Annotated in this window: 21 protein-coding genes; 10 read left to right on the top strand and 11 right to left on the bottom strand. The window is 70.7% G+C overall.

All coding sequences use genetic code 11. From position 1 onward, the window contains the following. Nucleotides 1–17: 17 nt before the first annotated feature. The 7 genes from OG322_RS02840 to OG322_RS02870 all read right to left on the bottom strand — a co-directional run bounded on the left by OG322_RS02840 (nt 18) and on the right by OG322_RS02870 (nt 6,857). A complete protein-coding gene (locus OG322_RS02840; RefSeq protein WP_123464504.1) occupies nt 18–803 on the bottom strand; it encodes an ABC transporter ATP-binding protein in 786 nt (261 codons plus the stop codon). Then, nucleotides 796–1,725 (bottom strand): ABC transporter permease, encoded by a 930-nt coding sequence (locus OG322_RS02845; RefSeq protein ID WP_123464502.1) that lies wholly within the window; start codon nt 1,723–1,725, stop codon nt 796–798. Before OG322_RS02845 ends, OG322_RS02840 begins: the two co-directional genes overlap by 8 nt. A gap of 106 nt (nt 1,726–1,831) precedes the next feature. Then, the gene (locus OG322_RS02850; RefSeq protein WP_185095566.1) at nt 1,832–2,704 is read right to left on the bottom strand and encodes a glycosyltransferase family 2 protein; all 873 of its coding nucleotides are present in this window, start codon (nt 2,702–2,704) and stop codon (nt 1,832–1,834) included. Nucleotides 2,705–2,712: 8 nt separating this feature from the next. Beyond that, nucleotides 2,713–3,492 carry a CDP-alcohol phosphatidyltransferase family protein gene (locus OG322_RS02855; RefSeq protein WP_123466356.1) on the bottom strand — a complete coding sequence of 260 codons (780 nt, stop codon included), beginning with the start codon at nt 3,490–3,492 and terminating at the stop codon, nt 2,713–2,715. Continuing rightward, the gene (locus OG322_RS02860) at nt 3,470–4,531 is read right to left on the bottom strand and encodes an iron-containing alcohol dehydrogenase family protein (protein WP_124285716.1); all 1,062 of its coding nucleotides are present in this window, start codon (nt 4,529–4,531) and stop codon (nt 3,470–3,472) included. Before OG322_RS02860 ends, OG322_RS02855 begins: the two co-directional genes overlap by 23 nt. Further along, a complete protein-coding gene (locus tag OG322_RS02865; RefSeq protein ID WP_123464496.1) occupies nt 4,519–5,256 on the bottom strand; it encodes a phosphocholine cytidylyltransferase family protein in 738 nt (245 codons plus the stop codon). Before OG322_RS02865 ends, OG322_RS02860 begins: the two co-directional genes overlap by 13 nt. Then, entirely contained in the window at nt 5,253–6,857 is a 1,605-nt protein-coding gene (locus tag OG322_RS02870) for a DUF5941 domain-containing protein (RefSeq protein WP_241200307.1), read from the bottom strand. The genes OG322_RS02865 and OG322_RS02870 overlap by 4 nt, the downstream gene beginning before the upstream one ends. A gap of 455 nt (nt 6,858–7,312) precedes the next feature. On the opposite strand from OG322_RS02870, the gene galE reads away from it, so the two are divergent. From galE to idi, 4 genes are all read left to right on the top strand, one after another. After that, on the top strand, nt 7,313–8,296 hold the full coding sequence (gene galE, locus OG322_RS02875; RefSeq protein WP_123464492.1) for a UDP-glucose 4-epimerase GalE: 984 nt from the start codon (nt 7,313–7,315) through the stop codon (nt 8,294–8,296). 168 nt (nt 8,297–8,464) lie between these two features. Next, nucleotides 8,465–9,406, top strand: coding sequence for a cation diffusion facilitator family transporter (locus OG322_RS02880; protein WP_123464490.1), 942 nt, complete (start codon nt 8,465–8,467; stop codon nt 9,404–9,406). Between the two features lie 358 nt (nt 9,407–9,764). Continuing rightward, entirely contained in the window at nt 9,765–10,226 is a 462-nt protein-coding gene (locus tag OG322_RS02885; RefSeq protein WP_370375277.1) for a GNAT family N-acetyltransferase, read from the top strand. Between the two features lie 149 nt (nt 10,227–10,375). Next, nucleotides 10,376–10,969, top strand: a complete 594-nt coding sequence (gene idi / locus OG322_RS02890; RefSeq protein ID WP_123464486.1) for an isopentenyl-diphosphate Delta-isomerase — start codon at nt 10,376–10,378, stop codon at nt 10,967–10,969. 23 nt (nt 10,970–10,992) lie between these two features. Here idi and OG322_RS02895 read toward each other — a convergent pair whose 3' ends face one another. Both OG322_RS02895 and OG322_RS02900 read right to left on the bottom strand, forming a co-directional pair. Continuing rightward, nucleotides 10,993–11,448, bottom strand: a complete 456-nt coding sequence (locus tag OG322_RS02895) for an ATP-binding protein (protein ID WP_123464484.1) — start codon at nt 11,446–11,448, stop codon at nt 10,993–10,995. 134 nt (nt 11,449–11,582) lie between these two features. Continuing rightward, the gene (locus OG322_RS02900; protein WP_329305994.1) at nt 11,583–12,221 is read right to left on the bottom strand and encodes an HdeD family acid-resistance protein; all 639 of its coding nucleotides are present in this window, start codon (nt 12,219–12,221) and stop codon (nt 11,583–11,585) included. An 80-nt stretch (nt 12,222–12,301) separates the two neighbouring features. On the opposite strand from OG322_RS02900, the gene OG322_RS02905 reads away from it, so the two are divergent. Beyond that, the gene (locus tag OG322_RS02905; protein ID WP_124285713.1) at nt 12,302–13,060 is read left to right on the top strand and encodes an enoyl-CoA hydratase/isomerase family protein; all 759 of its coding nucleotides are present in this window, start codon (nt 12,302–12,304) and stop codon (nt 13,058–13,060) included. A 10-nt stretch (nt 13,061–13,070) separates the two neighbouring features. Here the strand turns inward: OG322_RS02905 and OG322_RS02910 are convergent, their stop codons facing one another. Both OG322_RS02910 and OG322_RS02915 read right to left on the bottom strand, forming a co-directional pair. Continuing rightward, a complete protein-coding gene (locus OG322_RS02910; protein ID WP_123464480.1) occupies nt 13,071–13,706 on the bottom strand; it encodes a DJ-1/PfpI family protein in 636 nt (211 codons plus the stop codon). Nucleotides 13,707–13,727: 21 nt separating this feature from the next. Next, complete coding sequence (locus tag OG322_RS02915) at nt 13,728–14,735, bottom strand: GlxA family transcriptional regulator (protein WP_329305995.1); 1,008 nt, start codon at nt 14,733–14,735, stop codon at nt 13,728–13,730. 135 nt (nt 14,736–14,870) lie between these two features. On the opposite strand from OG322_RS02915, the gene OG322_RS02920 reads away from it, so the two are divergent. The 5 genes from OG322_RS02920 to OG322_RS02940 all read left to right on the top strand — a co-directional run bounded on the left by OG322_RS02920 (nt 14,871) and on the right by OG322_RS02940 (nt 19,589). Beyond that, nucleotides 14,871–15,728: an SCO6745 family protein gene (locus OG322_RS02920; protein ID WP_123464476.1), complete on the top strand. Its 858-nt coding sequence runs from the start codon at nt 14,871–14,873 to the stop codon at nt 15,726–15,728. Between the two features lie 174 nt (nt 15,729–15,902). Then, nucleotides 15,903–18,431 (top strand): Tex family protein, encoded by a 2,529-nt coding sequence (locus tag OG322_RS02925; protein ID WP_329305996.1) that lies wholly within the window; start codon nt 15,903–15,905, stop codon nt 18,429–18,431. Between the two features lie 299 nt (nt 18,432–18,730). Next, entirely contained in the window at nt 18,731–18,928 is a 198-nt protein-coding gene (locus OG322_RS02930; RefSeq protein WP_266413262.1) for a hypothetical protein, read from the top strand. Between the two features lie 35 nt (nt 18,929–18,963). Beyond that, nucleotides 18,964–19,284, top strand: a complete 321-nt coding sequence (locus OG322_RS02935) for a hypothetical protein (RefSeq protein ID WP_398912127.1) — start codon at nt 18,964–18,966, stop codon at nt 19,282–19,284. 95 nt (nt 19,285–19,379) lie between these two features. After that, on the top strand, nt 19,380–19,589 hold the full coding sequence (locus OG322_RS02940; protein ID WP_329305997.1) for a hypothetical protein: 210 nt from the start codon (nt 19,380–19,382) through the stop codon (nt 19,587–19,589). The last annotated feature ends 50 nt before the right edge of the window (nt 19,590–19,639 follow it).

Below are 19,639 nucleotides of genomic sequence, written 5' to 3' on the forward strand. Positions count from 1 at the left end.
CGGAGGTCGGGAAGACGCTACTTGCCGGTCTCCCGCTCGTACGCCTTGAGGACCTCTTCGGTCGGACCGTCCATCAGCAGCTCGCCCTTCTCCAGCCACAGCACCCGGTCGCAGGTGTCCCTGATCGACTTGTTGCTGTGGCTGACCAGGAAGACGGTGCCGGCCTCCTTGCGGAGCTCCCGGATGCGCGCCTCGGAACGGATCTGGAACTTCCGGTCACCGGTCGCCAGCGCCTCGTCGATCATGAGGACGTCATGGTTCTTGGCGGCCGCGATCGAGAACCGCAGCCGGGCGGCCATGCCCGAGGAGTACGTCCGCATCGGCAGGGTGATGAAGTCGCCCTTCTCGTTGATGCCGGAGAAGTCGACGATGTCCTGGTACCGCTCCCGGATCTCCTCGCGGCTCATCCCCATGGCGAGTCCGCCCAGGACGACGTTGCGTTCGCCGGTCAGATCGCTCATCAGCGCCGCGTTCACCCCGAGCAGCGAGGGCTGGCCGTCGGTGTAGACCTTGCCGCGCTCGGTCGGGAGCAGACCGGCGATGGCCCGCAGCAGGGTCGACTTGCCGGAACCGTTGGTCCCGATGAGACCGATCGCCTCGCCCCGGTAGGAGGTGAAGGTCACGCCGCGCACGGCGTGCACCTTGCGGACGCCGCGCTCCTCGCCGTTGCCGCGGCGCAGTATCCGGCTCAGTGCCGCGGTGGCGCCGCCCTTGCCACCGCCGCCGCCGTTGACGCGGTACACGATGTGCACATCGTCGGCGATCACGGTGGGGACGCGCCCCGCGGTGTTGTCCTCAGCCACGGCCGTACCGTTCCTCTGCCTTCCAGAAGTACACAAAGCCCGCAACGCCCACCAGGAGCGCCCAGGCCAGCCCGACCACCCAGACGTGCGACGGCAGGTTCTCGGAGCCGTAACCGTCGATCATCGCGAACCGGACCAGGTCCATGTAGATGGCCGCCGGGTTGTACTGCAGCACATCGGCGATCCAGGACGGCTTGTCCGCGAGCATCACCGGGATGGAGAACATGACGCCCGACGCGTACATCCAGGTCCGCATGATGAACGGCATCAGCTGCGCCAGGTCGGGGGTCTTGGAGCCGAGCCTCGCCATGATCAGCGCCAGGCCGGTGTTGAAGAAGAACTGCATCACCAGGGCGGGAACCACCAGCAGCCACGAAAGCCGCGGGTAGCTGCCGAACCCGACCGTCACCGCGACCAGCACGATCATCGAGTACAGCAGCTGCTGGAGCTGCTGGAGCGAGAAGGAGATGGGCAGCGAGGCCCGGGGGAAGTGCAGCGCGCGGACCAGACCGAGGTTGCCGGAGATGGCCCGGACGCCCGCCATCACGGAGCTCTGGGTGAAGGTGAAGACAAAGACCCCGGTCACCAGGAACGGGATGAAGACGTCCTGGGGAATCCCCTTCTTCGTGCCGAGGATCAGACCGAAGATGATGAAGTACACCGCGGCGTTCAGGAGCGGGGTGGCCACCTGCCACAACTGGCCCAGCTTTGCCTGGCTGTACTGAGCGGTCAGCTTCGCCCGGGAGAACGCCATGATGAAGTGGCGTCGCCCGCGGAGCTGGCGCACGTACTCGAAGAGCCCCGGCCGGGCTCCGCTCACCGTCAGACCGTGCTTCGCGGCCAGCTCGGCCGAGCTCAGGCCGTCGTCTGCCGATGGCGGGGTGCTCAGCGCAACCGCACCATCATGGGTTGTGTCACTCACCAGATGAAACTCTCGTATTCAAAATGCGCAGCCAGTCGCGGGCGCGGCTCAGGGCGGACAGGTCCCGACAAGAAAAATACGCCTCATGCTCCCAGAGGCGAGCCTCTCAGATGACCGGAGGGCGGCCTAGTCTGGTCAGCCGCCACACCGTACGCCACTTCATGGGGCGTCGCGGTCCGCAGGGTTTCGACCAGCCTTCCCGGAAGCCGCCGAACCATGCCTTCAGCGCCGGGCCGGACGGCTTGCGGAGAAGAGTGAGCAGCAGCCACACGCCGAGGTACACGGGGACCAGCGGCGCGGGCAGGTTGCGACGGGCCAGCCAGACCCGGTTGCGGGCCACCATGCGGTGGTAGACGGCGTGCCTGGACGGGGCGGTGGTGGGGTGGTTGAGCACCATGTCGGCGCGATAGTCGATCAGCCAGCCGGCGTCCAGCGCCCGCCAGGCCAGATCGGTCTCCTCGTGCGCGTAGAAGAAGTCGCCGGGCAGCGGGCCGACCTCGGCGATGACCCGGGTACGTACGGCGTTGGCGCCGCCGAGGAACGTCGTCACCCGCGACGAGCGCAGCGGGTCGGCGGCGCGCAGCCGCGGCACATGGCGGCGCTGGGTGACCCCGGTGTCCGGATCGGCGATGCGGAAGCTGATGATGCCGAGCTTGGGGTCGGCCTCGAACGCCTGCCGGCACAGCTCGGCGGTGTCGGTGAGCGGCAGCAGCCCGTCGTCGTCCAGGAAGAGCAGGGCGTCCACGTCGGCACCGGAGGGCCCGAAGGCCTCGATGCCGACGTTGCGTCCGCCGGGGATGCCCAGGTTCTCGGGCAGCTCGACGGTGCGCACGCCCGCGGGGACGTCCGGTACGGGAGAGCCGTTGCCGACGACGACCACCTCGATCCGGTCGCCGTCCTGCTTGGCGACCGAATCGAGCAGGGCGCGCAGCTCGGCCGGGCGGTTGCCCATCGTGATGATGACCGCGCCGAGTTTCATGGGGGTGCTCACTTCAGCCTGCTCGATGCCAGGACCGACACGAGGTGGAGGAGGGTCTGCAGCAGGGCGATGCCGGCCAGCACCGCGACCGCGAGGCGGCTGAAGAAGAGGTCGTCCCTGACCGAGTCCAGGACGGCCGCGACCAGGATCACCAGCGACGCCTCGACACACAGGATCAGCCGGTGGAACTTGAGCGCACCGGCGGCCCGGCGGGCGAACGCCATGCCGGAGGAGCGCGGCTCGGACGCCGCCTCCTTGACCGGCGGCAGCCCGCCCTGGTGGCGTGCGACACCGACGAGGTCGGTCTCGGCCTTGATCAGGATGGCGCCCAGGGCCGCGAGCGTCCCCAGGAAGGCCCAGAGCCAGTCGATGCGTCCGTTGCCCCACAGGTCGGCGGCGCGCAGGCCGAAGCCGACCAGCACGGCCGCGTCGCAGAGGTAGGCGCCGACCCGGTCCAGATAGACCCCGCCCAGCGAGAACTGCTTCTTCCAGCGGGCCAGCTCGCCGTCGACGCAGTCGAGCAGCAGGTAGAGCTGGACCATGAGCACGCCGAGCAGCGCACCGGGGATACCCGGAACGAGCAGGGCCGGGGCGGCGAGCACACCCGCGACGGTCATCAGGTAGGTCAGCTGATTGGGCGTGACCTTGGTGTTCACCAGGTACCGGTCCACGCGCAGCGAGACCTCGCGCATGTAGATCCGGCCCGCCCAGTGTTCGCCGCTGCGCCGGTCCTTGACGCCCGGGGGGTGAACGACCGGGCGAAGTTCAGCTACTGATGGTCTTGGCATAGTCGGCGTACGCGTCCCTGATCTGGTCGGTGGACAGGCTGAGGTGTTCCAGGACCGTGAAGCGTCCCGGACGGGTCTGCGGGGCGTAGTCGACGGCCTGGACGAACTCTTCGGCGGTGAAGCCGATCTCCGCCGGCAGGACCGGAAGTCCGTGCCGACGAAGGACCTCGGCGAAGAGCCCCGACTGCTCGTGGGCTCCGCGCAGGTGCATGGCGAAGGCGGCGCCGAGGCCGACCTGCTCGCCGTGGCTCGCGGCCCGCTTGGGGAAGAGCAGGTCGAAGGCGTGGCTGATCTCGTGGCAGGCGCCGGACGACGGGCGGGTGTCGCCGCTGATCGAGATGGCGATGCCGGAGAGCACCAGCGACTCGGCGAGAACGGTGAGGAACTCGTCGTCGGCGACGGTGCCGGGGTGGCGCAGTACGGCTTCGCCCGCGGTACGGGCCATGGCGGCGGCCAGTCCGTCGATCTGCTCGTTGTTGACCTGGTGCGAGAGCTCCCAGTCGGCGATCGCGGAGATGTTGGAGATCGCGTCGCCGATGCCGGAGCGCACGAAGCGGTCGGGGGCCGCCCGGATCACCGAGAGGTCGATGACCATGGCGATCGGCATCGGGACCCCGTAGGAGCCGCGTCCGTTGTCGTTGTCCAGGGTCGCGACGGGTGAGCAGAGGCCGTCGTGGGCGAGGTTCGTGGCGACCGAGACCAGCGGCAGGCCGACCCGGGCCGCGGCGTACTTCGCCACGTCGATGATCTTGCCGCCGCCGAGACCGACCACGGCGTCGTACCGCTTGCCCTTGATGTCGTCGGCCAGCTGTACGGCGGCGTCGATGTTGCCGCCCGCGACGCAGTACCAGTCGGCGCCCGGCAGGGCCGGTGCGAGCTTCTCGCGCAGGGCCTGTCCGGAGCCGCCGCTGATCGCGATCGCGAGCTTCCCCGAGGCGGAGATCCGCTGGTCGGCGAGGAGGCCGGCCAGGTCGTCCATGGCGCCCCGGCTGATGTCGACGAAGACCGGGGACGGGATGAGCCGGGTCAGTACTGGCATGCGATCTCCCGGCCCTTCGCGAGGTCGTCGTGGTTGTCGATCTCGACCCAGGTGACCTCGCCGATGGGGGCCACGTCGACGGTGAAGCCGCGGTTGACGAGCTCCTGGTAGCCGTCCTCGTAGTACAGGTCCGGGTCCCGCTCGAACGTCGCCCTGAGGGCGTCGGCCAGTTCCTCGGCCGCCTCGGCCTCGATGAGGGTGACACCGATGTACTCGCCGGTGGCGGTGGCCGGGTCCATCAGCTTGGTGATCCGCTGAACGCCCTTGCCCTCCTCGGTGATGACCTTCATCTCCTCGTCGGCGAGGTGCTTCACCGTGTCGAGGGCGAGGATGATCTTCTGGCCCTTGCCGCGTGCGTCCAGCAGGGTCCGCTCGACGGAGACCGGGTGCACGGTGTCGCCGTTGGCGAGGATCACGCCGCGCTTGAGGACCTCGCGGGCGCACCACAGGGAGTAGGCGTTGTTCCACTCCTCGGCCTTGTCGTTGTCGACGAGGACGATCTTGAGGCCGTACTTCGCCTCCAGTTCCTCCTTGCGGTCGTAGACGGCTTCCTTGCGGTAGCCGACGACGATCGCGACCTCGGTGAGGCCGATCTCGGCGAAGTTGGCCAGCGTGAGATCGAGGACGGTCTTCTCGCCGTCCACCGGCACGAGAGCCTTGGGAAGCGTGTCGGTGTAGGGGCGCAGGCGCCGTCCTGCGCCGGCTGCCAGTACGAGGCCGATCATGCGGGTTCTCCTTCGTCGTGAACGGCGGGTGCCCCGGAGGACACCCAGAAGCGGATGGACTCCACCAGCACGACCAGTGCCACGGCCACTGCGAGAGCGGTGAGTGCCACGGCGAAGCCCGAGGCTCCGGTGAGTACGGCTGCGAGTACGGCCACCACCAGGGTCCGGCCCTCGTGCCCGCCGATCGTGCGCACCAGCCACTGCGGGGGTGCGCCGGTGCCGCCTCGAATGCGGTACACCGTGTCGTAGTGATGGTAGGCGACGGCCGACACGAGGCCGAAGGCCGCGGGAAGCGCCCCGTCGATGTCGCTGCGGGCGGCCAGCGCGAGGATCGTGCAGTACTCGGCCGCCCTGAAGACCGGCGGGACGAGCCAGTCGAGTGCGCCCTTGAGGGGGCGGGCCACGGCTATGCCGGAGCAGACCGCGTAGAAGACCGCGGCGACGATCATCTGCCGACTGCCGAAGGGCTGCTGGAGCGCGGCGGCGATCAGCGCGCCGGCGCCGACGACCGCCACCACCGGGGCTGTCCAGGCGCCCGGGATCCGGGGTCCGCGGGCCGCCACGAGCTGGGCGAGCGGGCCGGAGTCGGCGAGGTCCGCGAGTGCCTGGGCGGCCCGGTCGGTGCGGCGGGCCTTGCGGGTCAGGGAGCGCAGCAGCCGGCCCGCTGTGGTGTAGCAGGCCGCGAAGGCGCAGCCGACGAGCAGTGCGTAGAAGACGATCCGGGGAGTGGTGAGCGCGGTCAGTACGGCGATCATCGCCCAGCGCTCACCGATCGGAAGCACGATCATCCGGCGCAGCCAGACCGTCCAGCCGACGCTGTCGAGCTTGTCGGAGAGGGCGGCCGTGGGGCTGGAGTTCGCCACCGCGTCGTGGTTCGCCTCGTTGAACGAGAAGTCGATGACATGACGGCAGGACTGGAGCACCATCGCGCCGAGCGCCAGTGCCCAGACGTCGTCGCCGCCGCGGGCGGCGCCGAGTGCCAGGCCCGCGTAGTAGGCGTACTCCTTGGCGCGGTCGAAGGTGGCGTCCAGCCAGGCGCCCATCGTCGAGTACTGGAGCGAGTAGCGGGCGAGCTGCCCGTCGGTGCAGTCCAGGACGAAGGAGAAGAGCAGCAGCAGGCCGGCGGCGACATACCCGCCGCGGGTGCCGGTGGCCGCGCAGCCGGCCGCGACCAGGGCGGTCAGCAGCGACGCGGTGGTGACCTGGTTGGGAGTGAGTCCGCGGCGCGCGCACCAGCGGGCGATGTAGCGCGAGTACGGGCTGATGCAGTACGTGGTGAAGAAGCCGTCGCGGGCCTTGACGGCGCTGCGCAGCCGGACCGCCTCGTCGTCGACGGCGGCGACGCCGGAGAGCGCGGTGGCGCGGGCGGCCTCGTCAGCCGGTACGGCCGCGACCAGTGAGCCGAGCTCCGGGCGCTGCACCTCGGTGCCCTGCGCGTCCATCGTGGCGGCGAGCCGGCCGGGCACGGTGCGGTCGGCGACCGTGGCGGTGCTGCCGGGCGGTCCGGCGGGAACGCCCGCGTCGGCCGCCTCGCTGGTGCTGCTCAGTGCGCGGACCAGCGCGGGACGCGCCTCGGGCTGCACGGTGAGCGCGCCGGGCACGGTGGCGGCGGGGAAGCGGGGGTCGGTCAGTCCGAGCCGCAGGGCGTGGACATGGCCGACGAAACGGGGGTCGACGAGCGCGACCCGGCCGTCGGCGGGGACTGCGGACAGCAGTCGTGCGGCCTCGCCGACATCGGCGGCGGCCTGTACCTCGAAGCCCAGTGACCGCAGATCGGCCTCGATGGACGATCCGGGTACCGGAGCACCTGTGAGAATGGCGGTCGACAGACGAACTCACTCCTTGGTGCTGACATGGGTCGGCGCGCGACGGCACGGCCCCGATGCGGGCCGGCGGCATGTCGGCAGAGGCTATCGGATGAACGGAAGCGGGAGTTCACTGCCCGTTTATGCTCCGTTCCGGGCGGACCGGGATGATGCGGCGCCGTCCGCGATCATCATCGTCGATGGCCGCCTCACCTGACAAAACGCGGTGGGATGGATCTAGTCTGACCCGCATGACATGGCTGATCACAGGCGGAGCGGGATATATCGGGGCACATGTGGTGCGGGCCATGAGGGGGGCCGGGGAGCGGGTGGTCGTTCTCGACGATCTCTCGACGGGCGACCCGGACCGGCTGCCGGCCGAGGTCCCGCTGGTCCAGGGCTCGACGGCCGACCGCGCGACTCTGGACCGGGTGCTCGCGGAGCACACGGTGAGCGGTGTGATCCATCTCGCGGCGAAGAAGCAGGTCGGCGAATCCGTCGAGAAGCCGCTCCTGTACTACCGGGAGAACATCGGCGGGCTGACCGTCCTGCTGGAGGCCGTCGCGGCCGCCGGCGTGCGGAGCTTCCTGTTCTCCTCCTCGGCAGCGGTGTACGGCGTACCGGAGGCGGAGCTGATCACCGAGGAGGCTCCGTGCGTCCCGATCAATCCGTACGGGGAGACCAAGCTCGCCGGGGAGTGGCTGGTGCGGGCGGCCGGGCAGGCGCACGGGCTGTCCACCGGCTGCCTGCGCTACTTCAACGTGGCGGGCGCGGCCGAGCCGGAGCTGTCGGACACCGGCGTCTTCAACGTGATTCCGATGTTCTTCGACCGGCTGACCCGCGGTGAGGCCCCGCGGATCTTCGGCGACGACTACTCCACCCCCGACGGCTCCTGCATCCGTGACTACATCCATGTGGCCGACCTGGCCGACGCGCACCTGGCTGTCGCCGGGCGGCTGGCCGCACAGGACGGACCCGGGGACCTGACCGTCAACATCGGCCGCGGCGAGGGCGTCTCGGTGCGCGAGCTGGCCGCTCTGGTGGCGGAGGTCACCGGCCTCGACCGCAAGCCCGAGTTCGAACCGCGGCGGGCCGGGGACGCGTCGAAGGCGGTCGCGTCCTGCGAGCGGATCTCCGGGGAGCTGGGCTGGGCGGCCCGGCGCGGGGTGCGCGAGATGGTCGCGTCGGCCTGGCAGGGTTGGCTGCTGCACCACCCCGTGACGTCCGCCCCTTGAACTGCCCAGCCGGCCTGTCCGCCGCTCTGACCTGCGGCCATTTGCGCAGGTCAGAGCAGTTGACAACGGTGTTCACTGCCGTGTTGCCCGATACCCCCCGCCCGTAGTTCACTGGCATTGCTCGGGCGAAACGCGTCCGAGTCCGCGCGACGACCGGGAGGCGTCCCCATGGGGGCTGGGCACGATCACGGACATGCGCACGGCGGCCCCGCACCCACCGGCACAGCGGCCGCCGCGTACAAGGGGCGGCTGCGCATCGCGCTGGGCATCACGCTCACCGTGACGGTCATGGAGATCGTCGGCGGGCTGCTGTCCGGCTCCCTGGCGCTGATCGCCGACGCGGCCCATATGGCGACCGACGCGCTGGGCCTCGGCATGGCCCTGCTGGCGATCCACTTCGCCAACAAACCGGCCGGACCGAACCGCACCTTCGGCTACGCCCGCGCCGAGATCCTCGCCGCGCTGGCCAACTGCCTGCTGCTGCTCGGGGTCGGCGGCTACCTCCTCTTCGAGGCGGTGGAGCGCTTCGTCAGCCCGGCCGAAACCAGGGGCGGGCTGACGATCGCCTTCGCCCTCGTCGGCCTGGTGGCGAACATGGTGTCGCTGTCGCTGCTGGTGCGCGGGCAGAAGGACAGCCTCAATGTGCGGGGCGCCTACCTGGAGGTGCTCGCGGACACCCTCGGTTCGGTGACCGTGCTGATCTCGGCGGGCATCATCCTGGCCACCGGCTGGCAGGCCGCGGACCCGATCGCCTCGCTCCTCATCGGCCTCATGATCGTTCCGCGTACGGTGAAACTGCTCAGGGAGACGCTGAACGTGCTGCTGGAGTCGGCGCCCAAGGGCGTCGACATGGGCGAGGTGCGTGACCACATCACGGCCCTGCCCGGGGTGCTGGACGTCCATGACCTCCATGCCTGGACGATCACCTCCGGCATGCCGGTGCTCTCCGCCCATGTGGTGGTGCACCAGGAACTGCTCGACTCGATCGGGCACGAGAAGCTCCTGCACGAACTGCAGGGCTGTCTCGGCGACCACTTCGACGTCGAGCACTGCACCTTCCAGCTGGAGCCGAGCGGGCACGCCGAGCACGAGGCGAAGCTCTGCCACTGACGCGAGGACGAAAGAACCGGCGGTGTAGGGTTTTCGCAGAGGCGTACGAACCTCCACCCGTGTGAGAGCCGTGTCCGAGAGAGGAGCTGGGGCTGATGACCGCCGCGAAGGCACCTGCCCTGCGCACCCTCCGGTCCTGCTTCAGCTCCAGGGTTCCCGGCTAGTCCTGCGGCTCTCACCGAGTCGGCACGTCGGCCGGAGCCCGTTCACCCAAGGGTTTCCCACGTTGACCGACAACGATCACTCCCAGCACGACGAACCGTCCCGCTCCCCGCACGACCGCGATCCGGAGCAGCCGTCCGGCGGCAACGGCACCCGCTGGACGACCCGCCCCGAGACGCCGGCGGACGCCGAAGCGGTGCACGCGGTCAACGCCGCGGCGTTCCCGACGGACGCGGAGGCCCATCTGGTCGACGCACTGCGCGGCGATCCCCAGGCCTGGCTGCCCGGGCTCTCCTGCCTGGCCGAGGCGCCCGACGGTTCCGTGGCCGCGTACGCCCTGCTGACCCGCTGCCTGGTCGGGGGCGTACCGGCACTGGCGCTCGCCCCGGTGGCCACCGCGCCGGAACATCAACGCCGGGGCGCGGGGCAGGCCGTGGTGCGGGCCGTGCTCGACGCGGCCCGCCTGCGCGCGGAGCCGCTGGTCCTGGTGCTCGGCCATCCCGGGTACTACCCGAGGTTCGGCTTCGTGCCCGCGTCGCGGTACGGAATCCGGCCGGGCTTCGAGGTGCCGGACGAGGCGATGATGGCGCTGGTCCTCGATGATTCCGGGCCGGTTCCCCAGGGCACGATTCAGTACCCGGCGGCGTTCGGGATCTGACCCGCCCGTCCGGCCGCGCCGCGCCCGCGTGGGGCGGCGGGGCCGGACATGCCAGGACCCGAAGTGCGGACAAGCCGCTTTTGTACGGCAGACTTGAGCACACTCGACGGGACCGGCGCACGGGGCCGGGACCACAGCGAAGGATGGGTATGCCGACCACACCAGCCACCGCGGCGAACACCTCGTCGAACGGCTCAGCAGAAGCGATCATGCTCGAACTGGTCGACGAGAACGGCACCACCATCGGCACGGCGGAGAAGCTCGCCGCCCACCAGGCACCCGGCCAACTGCACCGCGCGTTCTCGGTGTTCCTCTTCGATGAGCAGGGCCGGCTGCTGCTGCAGCGGCGCGCCCTGGGCAAGTACCACTCCCCCGGTGTCTGGTCCAACACCTGTTGCGGTCACCCGTATCCGGGCGAGGCGCCCTTCGCCGCCGCCGCCCGGCGGACATTCGAGGAACTGGGCATCTCCCCCTCGCTGCTGGCCGAGGCGGGCACCGTCCGCTACAACCACCCGGACCCCGCCTCGGGTCTGGTGGAGCAGGAGTTCAACCACCTCTTCGTGGGCATGGCGCAGGAGCAGCTGCGGCCGGATCCGGAGGAGGTGGGAGAGACGGCCTTCGTGTCGGCCGAGGAGCTGGCCGAACGGCATGACCGGGCGCCGTTCTCCGCCTGGTTCATGACGGTGCTCGATGCCGCCAGGCCCGCGATCCGGGAGCTGACCGGTCCGGCTGCCGGCTGGTAGGGACGACCGTCGGCGCGGAGGGGTCAGGGGCGCGGACTGAGCGGCAGCGCCGCCCAGATGACCTTTCCGCCGCCCGCGGTATGCTCCACGTCACAGGCCCCGCCCGCCTCCCGGGTGATCTCCCGGACCAGCAGCAGTCCGCGCCCGCCCGTCTGCGCGTAGTCGGTCTCCAGCGCTGTCGGGCGGTACGGATGGTTGTCCTCGACGGACACCCTGACCCATTCGGCACCCACGGCCACCTCCACGGCGAGTTCCGGCGAGAGCAGCGCCGCGTGCTTCACCGCGTTGGTGACTAGTTCGGAGACGATGAGCAGCAGCCCCTGGGCGATGTCATCGTCCAGCGGTACGCCCTGGCGGTCCAGCAGATCGCGTACGGCGTGCCGGGCCTGGGGTACGGAGACGTCCGTGGCCGGGGCGGTGAACCGCCAGACCCCTTCGTACGGCACGGGCCTGGCGGGGACACTCCCGCGGCTCTCCATAGACCGGTACCCGCTCTCGACTCGATGGTGACTGCACGTCGAGTACAGGGTGCGGGGCGTAGTTGGTGCGGTCCGTACCACTGAGCAGAAGTCGACCTCTATCGACGGAACTTGACCGAACAGCTGCGGGTACGTCAGTTATCGGACCGCTTTTGCTCGTCTCCTGGCGGCTGGACCTGCTCGCCCCGGGCCGCCCCTCCCGCAGGCGCCATCTGGTCCGAGACCATCGAGACGATCCGGCGGCCACCCACACCGATCGCGATGAGCCCGAGTCCGTCGAAGAGCAGGGCGAGCGAGAAGAAGCAGCCGAGCACATAGAGGCTGCTGTGCGGCCAGTCGAAGAGGACCAGCAGACCCAGCAGCAGTCCGAAGGCGCCCTGCAGGAGCGTCCAGCCGAACTGCGGGCCGCGCACCACGACACTGCCGACGAGGCGGAACACCCCACCGGTCAGGAAGAGCAGCGCGGCGAACATGGTCAGCGCCTCGGCGGTGCCGTGCGGGTGGCGGATGACCACGACTCCGGCGGCGATGTTCAGCGCGGCGACCACCACGCCCAGCCAGAAGTAGCTGGTCCCGCGCGACTGGATCGCGTGGAGCAGCCCTACCAGGCCGCCGATCAGCAGCAGCCAGCCGAAGAGGATCATCGAGGTGAGCGTCGCGACGCCGGTGTAGACGAGACCGACCAGACCGGCGACGACGAGGAGAGCGCCGAGCAGGGCCAAGCCGCTGAAACCGCGGCTGAGCTTCCTGCCTTCTTTTACGGGGTCGGCCACCAGAAGCTCCTCGGGGTGTGTGCCTGCTTCGCGGCCCCTTCTTGATCATAGGTTCGAACGGTACGGATAGCATCCGGCGCATGGACCGTAAGGAACCCCGGCTGGAGCTCACCGTCGCGGACGGCGTCGCCACCCTCGTCATCAGCAACCCCGCCAAGCGCAATGCGATGACGACCGCGATGTGGCAGTCGCTGCCCGTGCTGCTGGAGGAGCTGGCCGCCGACTCCTCGGTGCGCGCGCTGGTACTGACGGGCGCCGGGGACACCTTCTGCGCCGGGGCGGACATCTCCTCCCTCCGCGACCCCTCGGGCGCGCCGCAGGGGCTCGCGGTGGCGGCCGAGGAGGCGCTCGCCGCCTTCCCCCGGCCGTCCATCGCCGCGGTGCGCGGCTACTGCGTGGGCGGGGGGAGCCAGCTGGCGGCCGCCTGCGACCTGCGGTTCGCCGAGGAGGGGGCGTCGTTCGGCGTCACCCCCGCGAAGCTCGGGATCGTCTACGCCGCGTCGTCGACCCGCCGGCTGGTCGCGCTGACGGGCCCGGCGACGGCGAAGCACCTGCTGTTCTCCGGCGAGCTGATCGGTACGGACCGGGCGCTGCGGACCGGTCTGGTCGACGAGGTGCTGCCCGTCGGCGAGCTGGACAAGCGGGTCGAGGCGTACGTCCGGGTCCTGGTGTCCCGTTCCCGGCTGACCCAGTCGGCCGCGAAGGAGTTCGCCGCGGGGCGCGAGGACCGGGACGCCCACTGGGCGGACCAGGCGCGCCGCAGCGGCGACACCGCGGAGGGGGTCGCCGCGTTCCTGGAACGGCGCGCGCCGCGCTTCACCTGGCCGTCCCGGGCCTGACCGCTCCCCGCTACCGGAGGATGAAGCGGCTCTTGGCGCGCCACTCCTCGACCATCTCGGCCGGCGCCTTCTCGGGGGACCCCGCGTCGTACGGCGGCTGCGGGTCGTACTCGGTCAGCAACTGCACGGACTGGGCATGCCGGTCGCCCGCGATCCGGCCGAGCAGGGTGAGGCCCATGTCGATGCCGGACGAGACGCCCGCGGCCGTGACGTACTTGCCGTCGATGACGACGCGTTCGCCGGTCGGCTCGACGCCGTAGTCCTTCAGTGTGCCGAGGGCGAGCCAGTGCGAGGTCCCCCGCCGCCCCTTCAGGAGCCCGGCGGCCGCGAGCAGCAGCGAGCCGGTGCAGACGGAGGTCGTCCAGGTACTGGTGGCATCGGCGGTGCGCAGCCAGTCGAGCAGGGTCTCGTTCTCCATCTGGGCCTGCTGCCCCGGGCCGCCGGGAACGATCACCAGATCGGGCGCCGGGACCTCGTCGAGCGTCCGGTCGGCGACCAGGGACAGGCTGCCGGAGTCATTGCGCACGGGGCCGGTCCGCTCGGCGACGAAGACGGTCTCGGCACCGGGGGCACGGGACAGGATCTCGTACGGTCCGACGGCGTCGAGCGCGGTGAAGCGGTCGAAGAGGACAATGGCGATCTGCATGGGTGGCTGCCTGCCTTCCGGTCAGTGACCGATGGTGAGGGGTTCGGTGGGGTCGGGCCCGTGGACGGGTCCGGCCGGCGGACGGGGGGCGAACCGCCTGCGGTATTCGGCGGGTGCGGTGCCCAGTGCCTTGATGAACGCGCGGCGCATCGCCTCCGGCGTGCCGTAGCCGCACAGCCGCGAGATGCCCGCGACGCCGTCGGTGGTGTCCTCCAGGAGCCTGCGGGCCTGTTCGAGACGGACGCGGTCGACGTACCGGCCGGGTGTCATACCGGTCTCGGCCTGGAACGCGCGGGCGAAGTGGCGCGGCGAGAGCCGGGCGCGGACGGCGAGGGCCTCGACGGACAGGTCGCCGCCGGGGTGTTCGGTGATCCAGTGCTGGACCTCGCGCAACGGTTCGCGGCGGGCCGTCTGGGCGGTGAGCTGGGCGCTGAACTGAGCCTGGTTCCCCGGCCTGCGCAGAAAGACCACCAGATGCCGGGCGACCGTGAGCGCCACGTCCCGGCCGTGGTCCTCCTCGACGAGTGCGAGCGCGAGATCGATGCCCGCGGTGACTCCGGCGGAGGTGGCCAGCCTGCCGTCGCGTACGAAGATGGGTTCGGGGTCCACCTCGACCTCCGGATAGGTGCGGGCCAAGTGGTCGCAGAGCATCCAGTGCGTGGTCACCCGGTGACCGTCCAGCTGTCCGGCAGCGGCGAGCAGCAGTGCGCCGCTGCAGACGGAGACGAGCCGTTCGGCGTGCGGGGCGTTTTCGCGCAGCCAGTCGACGAGGGCGGGGGCGGGGGCACGGGTGCCCCCGCCGCCGGGGACGAGGAGAGTGTGGACGGGGCCGGTGCCGGCGAGGCTGCTGTCCGGGACGAGCGTGAGCCCGCTCGACGAGCGGACCGGTGCGCCGTCCAGCGAGGCGGTACGCAGTTCGTACGAGACCCCGGGGAACCGGGAGGCGCCGGCGAAGACCTCCATGGGCCCGCTCACATCGAGGCTCTGGACGCCGTCGAAGAGGACGACGAGTACGGCTCGCTGCTTCATGCCTGCCATCCTGGACGGCCTCCCCGACGGCCGCAATGACGGGTTCCCCACCTTTTCTGCCATGGCGGCGGCGCGACGCACTTCACGTACGGCCCGGGGTTCCCTGCCGTACTGACCAGTCGGTAACGTGCGGGTATGAGTACTCTGCCGCCCCGTGCCGGACGCCGCTGCCACAACGCCCTCAACCCGTTGCACTCCGCGGTCTACTTCTCCCCCGATCTCGGCAAGGAGTTCGGGGAGATCGGGATCACCGCCCCCGCCGCCGTGTACTTCGCCGGGCGCTCAGCCGCCCTGGGTGCCGTGGGCCCGGGTACGGTCACCGCGACCTTCTACAACTTCAGCCACGAACTCGTGGCCGCGCACCTGCCCGCCGTCTGGGACATCGCCTCGCCCGAAGCCGTTCTGGCGGCGCGGCTGCGTGCCGCCGACTCGACGCTGCGCCGGCTCCTCGGAGAGGAGGTCATCGCCTCCTCCGAGCTGGCCGAGGCCGCGCAGCTGGCGCTGCGCGCCACCGCGGGCTGCACGCGACACGCCCGGCCGCTGTACGCGGCGCACGCCGATCTCCCGGTGCCGGAGCAGCCGCACCTGGCGTACTGGCATGCCGCGACCCTGTTGCGCGAACACCGCGGTGACGCCCATCTCGCGGCGCTCCTCGCGGCCGGTCTCGACCCCGTCGAGGCCCTGGTCAGCCACACCGCCACCGGCAAGGGCATGTCGCCCCGCTGGACCCTGGCGACCCGCGGGTGGCACCGCAGCGACTGGGAGGACGCCTCCGCCCGGCTGCGCGAGCGCGGACTGCTCACCGCCGAGGGCGGGTTGACGGAGGCGGGCGTGGCGCTGCGGACCGGCCTGGAGGAGGCCACGGACCGGATGGACCTGGCGCCGTACGAGGAGCTCGGCGGTGCGGGCGTGGCCCGCCTGACCGAACTGGGACGCGGGTTCCTCGGCACGGCGCTGGCCGCGGGCGCGTTTCCGGCGGATCTGAACGGCTGAGGGCTGTCCGGCGGACCGAGGTCGGACAGGACGACGGCCGGTACAGGGAGTGGCCGGGCGACACGGCGCCCGGCCACCCGGCAGAATGCAGTCGAGTGGCCCAGGACCGGTCCGGACAGCGGACCCCGGGGCCCGACCAGCACAGCCAGTACGAGAAGGCGAGTCGGTAAAACCGTGACGACGTCCATCGAAGGCAGGATCGCCGAGGAGCTCGGCGTACGCGAGCGACAGGTGAAGGCGGCCGTCGAGCTGCTCGACGGCGGATCGACCGTGCCGTTCATCGCGCGCTACCGCAAGGAAGCGACCGAGATGCTCGACGATGCGCAGCTGCGCACGCTCGAGGAGCGGTTGCGGTATCTGCGGGAGCTGGAGGACCGCCGTGCCGCGGTCCTCGAATCCGTACGGGAGCAGGGCAAACTCGACAGGGAGCTGGAGGCGCGGATCCGGGCCGCCGACACGAAGGCGCGCCTTGAGGACATCTATCTGCCCTTCAAGCCGAAGCGGCGGACGAAGGCGCAGATCGCCCGGGAAGCCGGGCTCGAACCGCTCGCCTCGGGTCTGCTGGACGATCCGTCGGTGGATCCGCTCGTCGCGGCGACGGCCTTCGTCGACGCGGACAAAGGCGTGGCGGACCCGGCGGCCGCTCTGGAGGGGGCCCGCGCCATCCTCGCCGAGCGGTTCTCGGAGGACGCCGACCTGACCGGCGAACTGCGTGAGCGCATGTGGACGCGGGGCCGGCTGGTGGCGAAGGTGCGGGACGGCAAGGAGGAGGCGGGCGCCAAGTTCGCGGACTACTTCGACTTCACCGAGCCGTTCACCGCGCTGCCCTCGCACCGGGTGCTCGCGATGCTCCGGGGCGAGAAGGAGGACGTCCTCGACCTCGTCCTGGAGCCGGAGGAACCGTCCGGGGAGTCCGGTCCCTCGTCGTACGAGAACATGGTCGCCCGCCGCTTCGGGGTGAACGACCGCGGCCGCCCCGGGGACAAGTGGCTGGCCGACACCGTGCGCTGGGCCTGGCGCACCCGGCTCCTGGTCCACCTCGGCATCGACCTGCGGCTGCGGCTGCGCACGGCGGCGGAGGACGAGGCGGTACGTGTCTTCGCGTCGAACCTGCGCGATCTGCTGCTCGCCGCGCCGGCCGGGACGCGTGCCACGCTGGGGCTCGACCCGGGTTTCCGTACCGGGGTCAAGGTCGCCGTCGTCGACGCGACCGGCAAGGTCGTCGCGACCGATGTCATCCACCCACACGTCCCTGCCAACAAGTGGGACCAGTCGCTGGCGAAACTGGAGCAGCTGGCGAAGGCGCACGATGTCGATCTGATCGCGATCGGCAACGGCACGGCGTCGCGCGAGACGGACAAGCTCGCCGGCGAACTGTGCGACAAGCACCCGGAGTTGAAGCTCACCAAGGTGATGGTTTCGGAGGCCGGCGCTTCCGTCTACTCGGCGTCCGCCTTCGCCTCACAGGAACTCCCGGACATGGACGTCTCGTTGCGCGGCGCCGTCTCGATCGCGCGCCGGCTCCAGGACCCGCTCGCGGAGCTGGTGAAGATCGACCCGAAGTCGATCGGGGTCGGGCAGTACCAGCACGACCTGTCCGAGGTGAAGCTGTCGCGCTCGCTGGACGCGGTCGTCGAGGACTGTGTGAACGGGGTCGGGGTCGACGTCAACACCGCCTCGGCGCCGCTGCTTTCACGGGTCTCCGGCATCGGTTCGGGGCTCGCGGAGAACATCGTCGCGCACCGTGACGCCAACGGCCCGTTCCGCTCCCGCAAGGGGCTCAAGGACGTGGCCAGGCTCGGCCCGAAGGCGTACGAGCAGTGCGCGGGCTTCCTGCGGATCCGGGGTGACGACCCGCTGGACGCGTCCAGCGTGCACCCGGAGGCGTACCCCGTGGTCCGGGCTATGGTGAAGCGGACGGGCAGTGACGTCGCCTCCCTGGTCGGCAACACGAGTGTGCTGCGGTCCCTGCGGGCCGATGACTTCGTGGACGAGAAGTTCGGGCTGCCGACCGTCACCGACATCCTCAGGGAGCTGGAGAAGCCGGGGCGCGACCCGCGTCCGGCGTTCAAGACGGCCACCTTCAAGGAGGGCGTCGAGAAGCTCGGCGATCTGGCGTCCGGGATGGTGCTGGAGGGGGTCGTGACGAATGTCGCGGCGTTCGGCGCGTTCGTGGACATCGGGGTGCACCAGGACGGCCTGGTGCATGTGTCGGCGATGTCGAGGACGTTCGTGAAGGACCCCCGTGATGTCGTGAAGCCGGGTGACATCGTCAAGGTCAAGGTCATGGAGGTCGACATCCCGCGGAAGCGGATCTCGTTGACCCTGCGGCTGGATGACGAGGCGGGGGCGAGTTCGGGTGCGGGTGCCGGGTCCGGGGCAGGGTCCGGGTCCGGGTCCGCCGGCTCAGGCTCCGGCTCCGGCTCCGGTGGCTCGGGCGGCGAGCGGGGCGGGCGCCCGCCGCGCCAGCGGCAGGGGCAGGGCGGCGCGGGTCCGCGTGGCGGTCAGGGCGGTCAGGGCAGTCAGGGCAGTCAGGGGCGTGACCGGCGCGGTGGCGGCGGCGCCAACGGCGGTGGCGGTCGTCAGGCTCCGGCTGCGGCTCCGGCTCCGGCTCCGGCTCCGGCTCCGGCCAACGGGGCGATGGCCGACGCGCTTCGGCGGGCGGGGCTGCTGGATCCGAAGCAGGGCGGCAAGAAGCGGTAGCGGAAGCCTGGCCTGAATCGGGGCGGGGCGGTGAGGGGTTCGCCTGCGGCGGGCCTTCTTCCCGCCCCGCCCCTTCCTGTATGTGCGACATCCCTTGAGCTCCCCTGAGCTGCGCTGAGTCCATTTCCCTTGCGGCCAGGGGCTCTTCCTCCTTCACGTGTCAGGTGGCCGGGTGACGTGGCTTCGGGATTCTTGAAGCGGCCGCGCCGGCAACCACTGGATCAGCGCCGCGATGTGCGGGCAGGACGCGCCGCCGGAGCGTCTCCGCGTCGACCGGGAGCTCGAAGGGGCCCTGCCCCATGGGCCTGATCCGCTCCACCGCCGAGGTGTTGGGGCTCGACGAAAAGACCGCGATGCGTTACACGGACTCCGCACGCCGGCTTCTGGAGACCGCCGTCGAACAAAAAACCGTGAGGACCGGCAGTGACCTTCTGTCATTCTGCCCTCCATGTCCGCACGAAATCGAAGACTGCCCCGGCACCGTGCCTGGCCTCTGACCACCACCGACATCAACGAGAGTCTCGGCCCTTGCATGACTCGCGTCACGGACCTGCAGTTCCTTACCGGGCAGGACAGCGGGACCATCGTCCTGGGAGCGGCATGGCTCGCTCCGAACCCCCAGAACTACGGCCGCGGCATCCACCCGGACATGGTCGGCTTCCACATAGACGTCCACCCGGTCGATGCCACTGAACGTGCTGCCACCCGCGCTGTTCTACGGGCGCACGCCCTCCCGCAACTCCACGACTGGATCACACAGGCGATCGCTGCCGACGAGACCTGGCAACTGACCGATCACCAGCACTACTGGCGGCTCACCGACGGCCACCTCACCCACCGCGACGAAGAGTGAACCGAGTACCGACGACACGCACACCCCCGCAGCAGCGAGGCCGAACGCGCGGGTTCACAACGAACCCAACGGGTCGCAACCGGGATTCAGAGCTCATGGACCCTGCCGGCACCGGGGCCGAACGGGGCATCGAGTTCCCCAACGGTGCCGGGCCGCCCGGCCGAGCTCCCGTCCCGCTGATGCCCGGCCGCTGGACGGTCCGCGCTGTCCGCGCTGTCCGCGCCGAGGCCGACGAGCCGGCCTCCTCCGGCCTGGTCCAACTCCTGCGCGCCGACGGCCGGATACCGGAACAGCAGCGGCGATAGCCAGAGCCCCGCTGTGGAGGGGCAAGGCCCGTTCGGCCGGCAGGTCGAGA

The organism is Streptomyces sp. NBC_01260 (assembly GCF_036226405.1).
Classification (GTDB): Bacteria; Actinomycetota; Actinomycetes; order Streptomycetales; family Streptomycetaceae; genus Streptomyces; species Streptomyces laculatispora.

Bases quoted from the DNA above. Each gene is read 5' to 3' on its own strand.
- OG322_RS02850 (WP_185095566.1), bottom strand. From the start codon at position 2,704: ATGAAACTCGGCGCGGTCATCATCACGATGGGCAACCGCCCGGCCGAG.
- OG322_RS02855 (WP_123466356.1), bottom strand. From the start codon at position 3,492: ATGCCAAGACCATCAGTAGCTGAACTTCGCCCGGTCGTTCACCCCCCG.
- OG322_RS02860 (WP_124285716.1), bottom strand. From the start codon at position 4,531: ATGCCAGTACTGACCCGGCTCATCCCGTCCCCGGTCTTCGTCGACATC.
- OG322_RS02865 (WP_123464496.1), bottom strand. From the start codon at position 5,256: ATGATCGGCCTCGTACTGGCAGCCGGCGCAGGACGGCGCCTGCGCCCC.
- galE (WP_123464492.1), top strand. From the start codon at position 7,313: ATGACATGGCTGATCACAGGCGGAGCGGGATATATCGGGGCACATGTG.
- OG322_RS02880 (WP_123464490.1), top strand. From the start codon at position 8,465: ATGGGGGCTGGGCACGATCACGGACATGCGCACGGCGGCCCCGCACCC.
- idi (WP_123464486.1), top strand. From the start codon at position 10,376: ATGCCGACCACACCAGCCACCGCGGCGAACACCTCGTCGAACGGCTCA.
- OG322_RS02895 (WP_123464484.1), bottom strand. From the start codon at position 11,448: ATGGAGAGCCGCGGGAGTGTCCCCGCCAGGCCCGTGCCGTACGAAGGG.
- OG322_RS02905 (WP_124285713.1), top strand. From the start codon at position 12,302: ATGGACCGTAAGGAACCCCGGCTGGAGCTCACCGTCGCGGACGGCGTC.
- OG322_RS02910 (WP_123464480.1), bottom strand. From the start codon at position 13,706: ATGCAGATCGCCATTGTCCTCTTCGACCGCTTCACCGCGCTCGACGCC.
- OG322_RS02915 (WP_329305995.1), bottom strand. From the start codon at position 14,735: ATGAAGCAGCGAGCCGTACTCGTCGTCCTCTTCGACGGCGTCCAGAGC.
- OG322_RS02920 (WP_123464476.1), top strand. From the start codon at position 14,871: ATGAGTACTCTGCCGCCCCGTGCCGGACGCCGCTGCCACAACGCCCTC.
- OG322_RS02930 (WP_266413262.1), top strand. From the start codon at position 18,731: ATGGGCCTGATCCGCTCCACCGCCGAGGTGTTGGGGCTCGACGAAAAG.
- OG322_RS02935 (WP_398912127.1), top strand. From the start codon at position 18,964: ATGACTCGCGTCACGGACCTGCAGTTCCTTACCGGGCAGGACAGCGGG.
- OG322_RS02940 (WP_329305997.1), top strand. From the start codon at position 19,380: ATGGACCCTGCCGGCACCGGGGCCGAACGGGGCATCGAGTTCCCCAAC.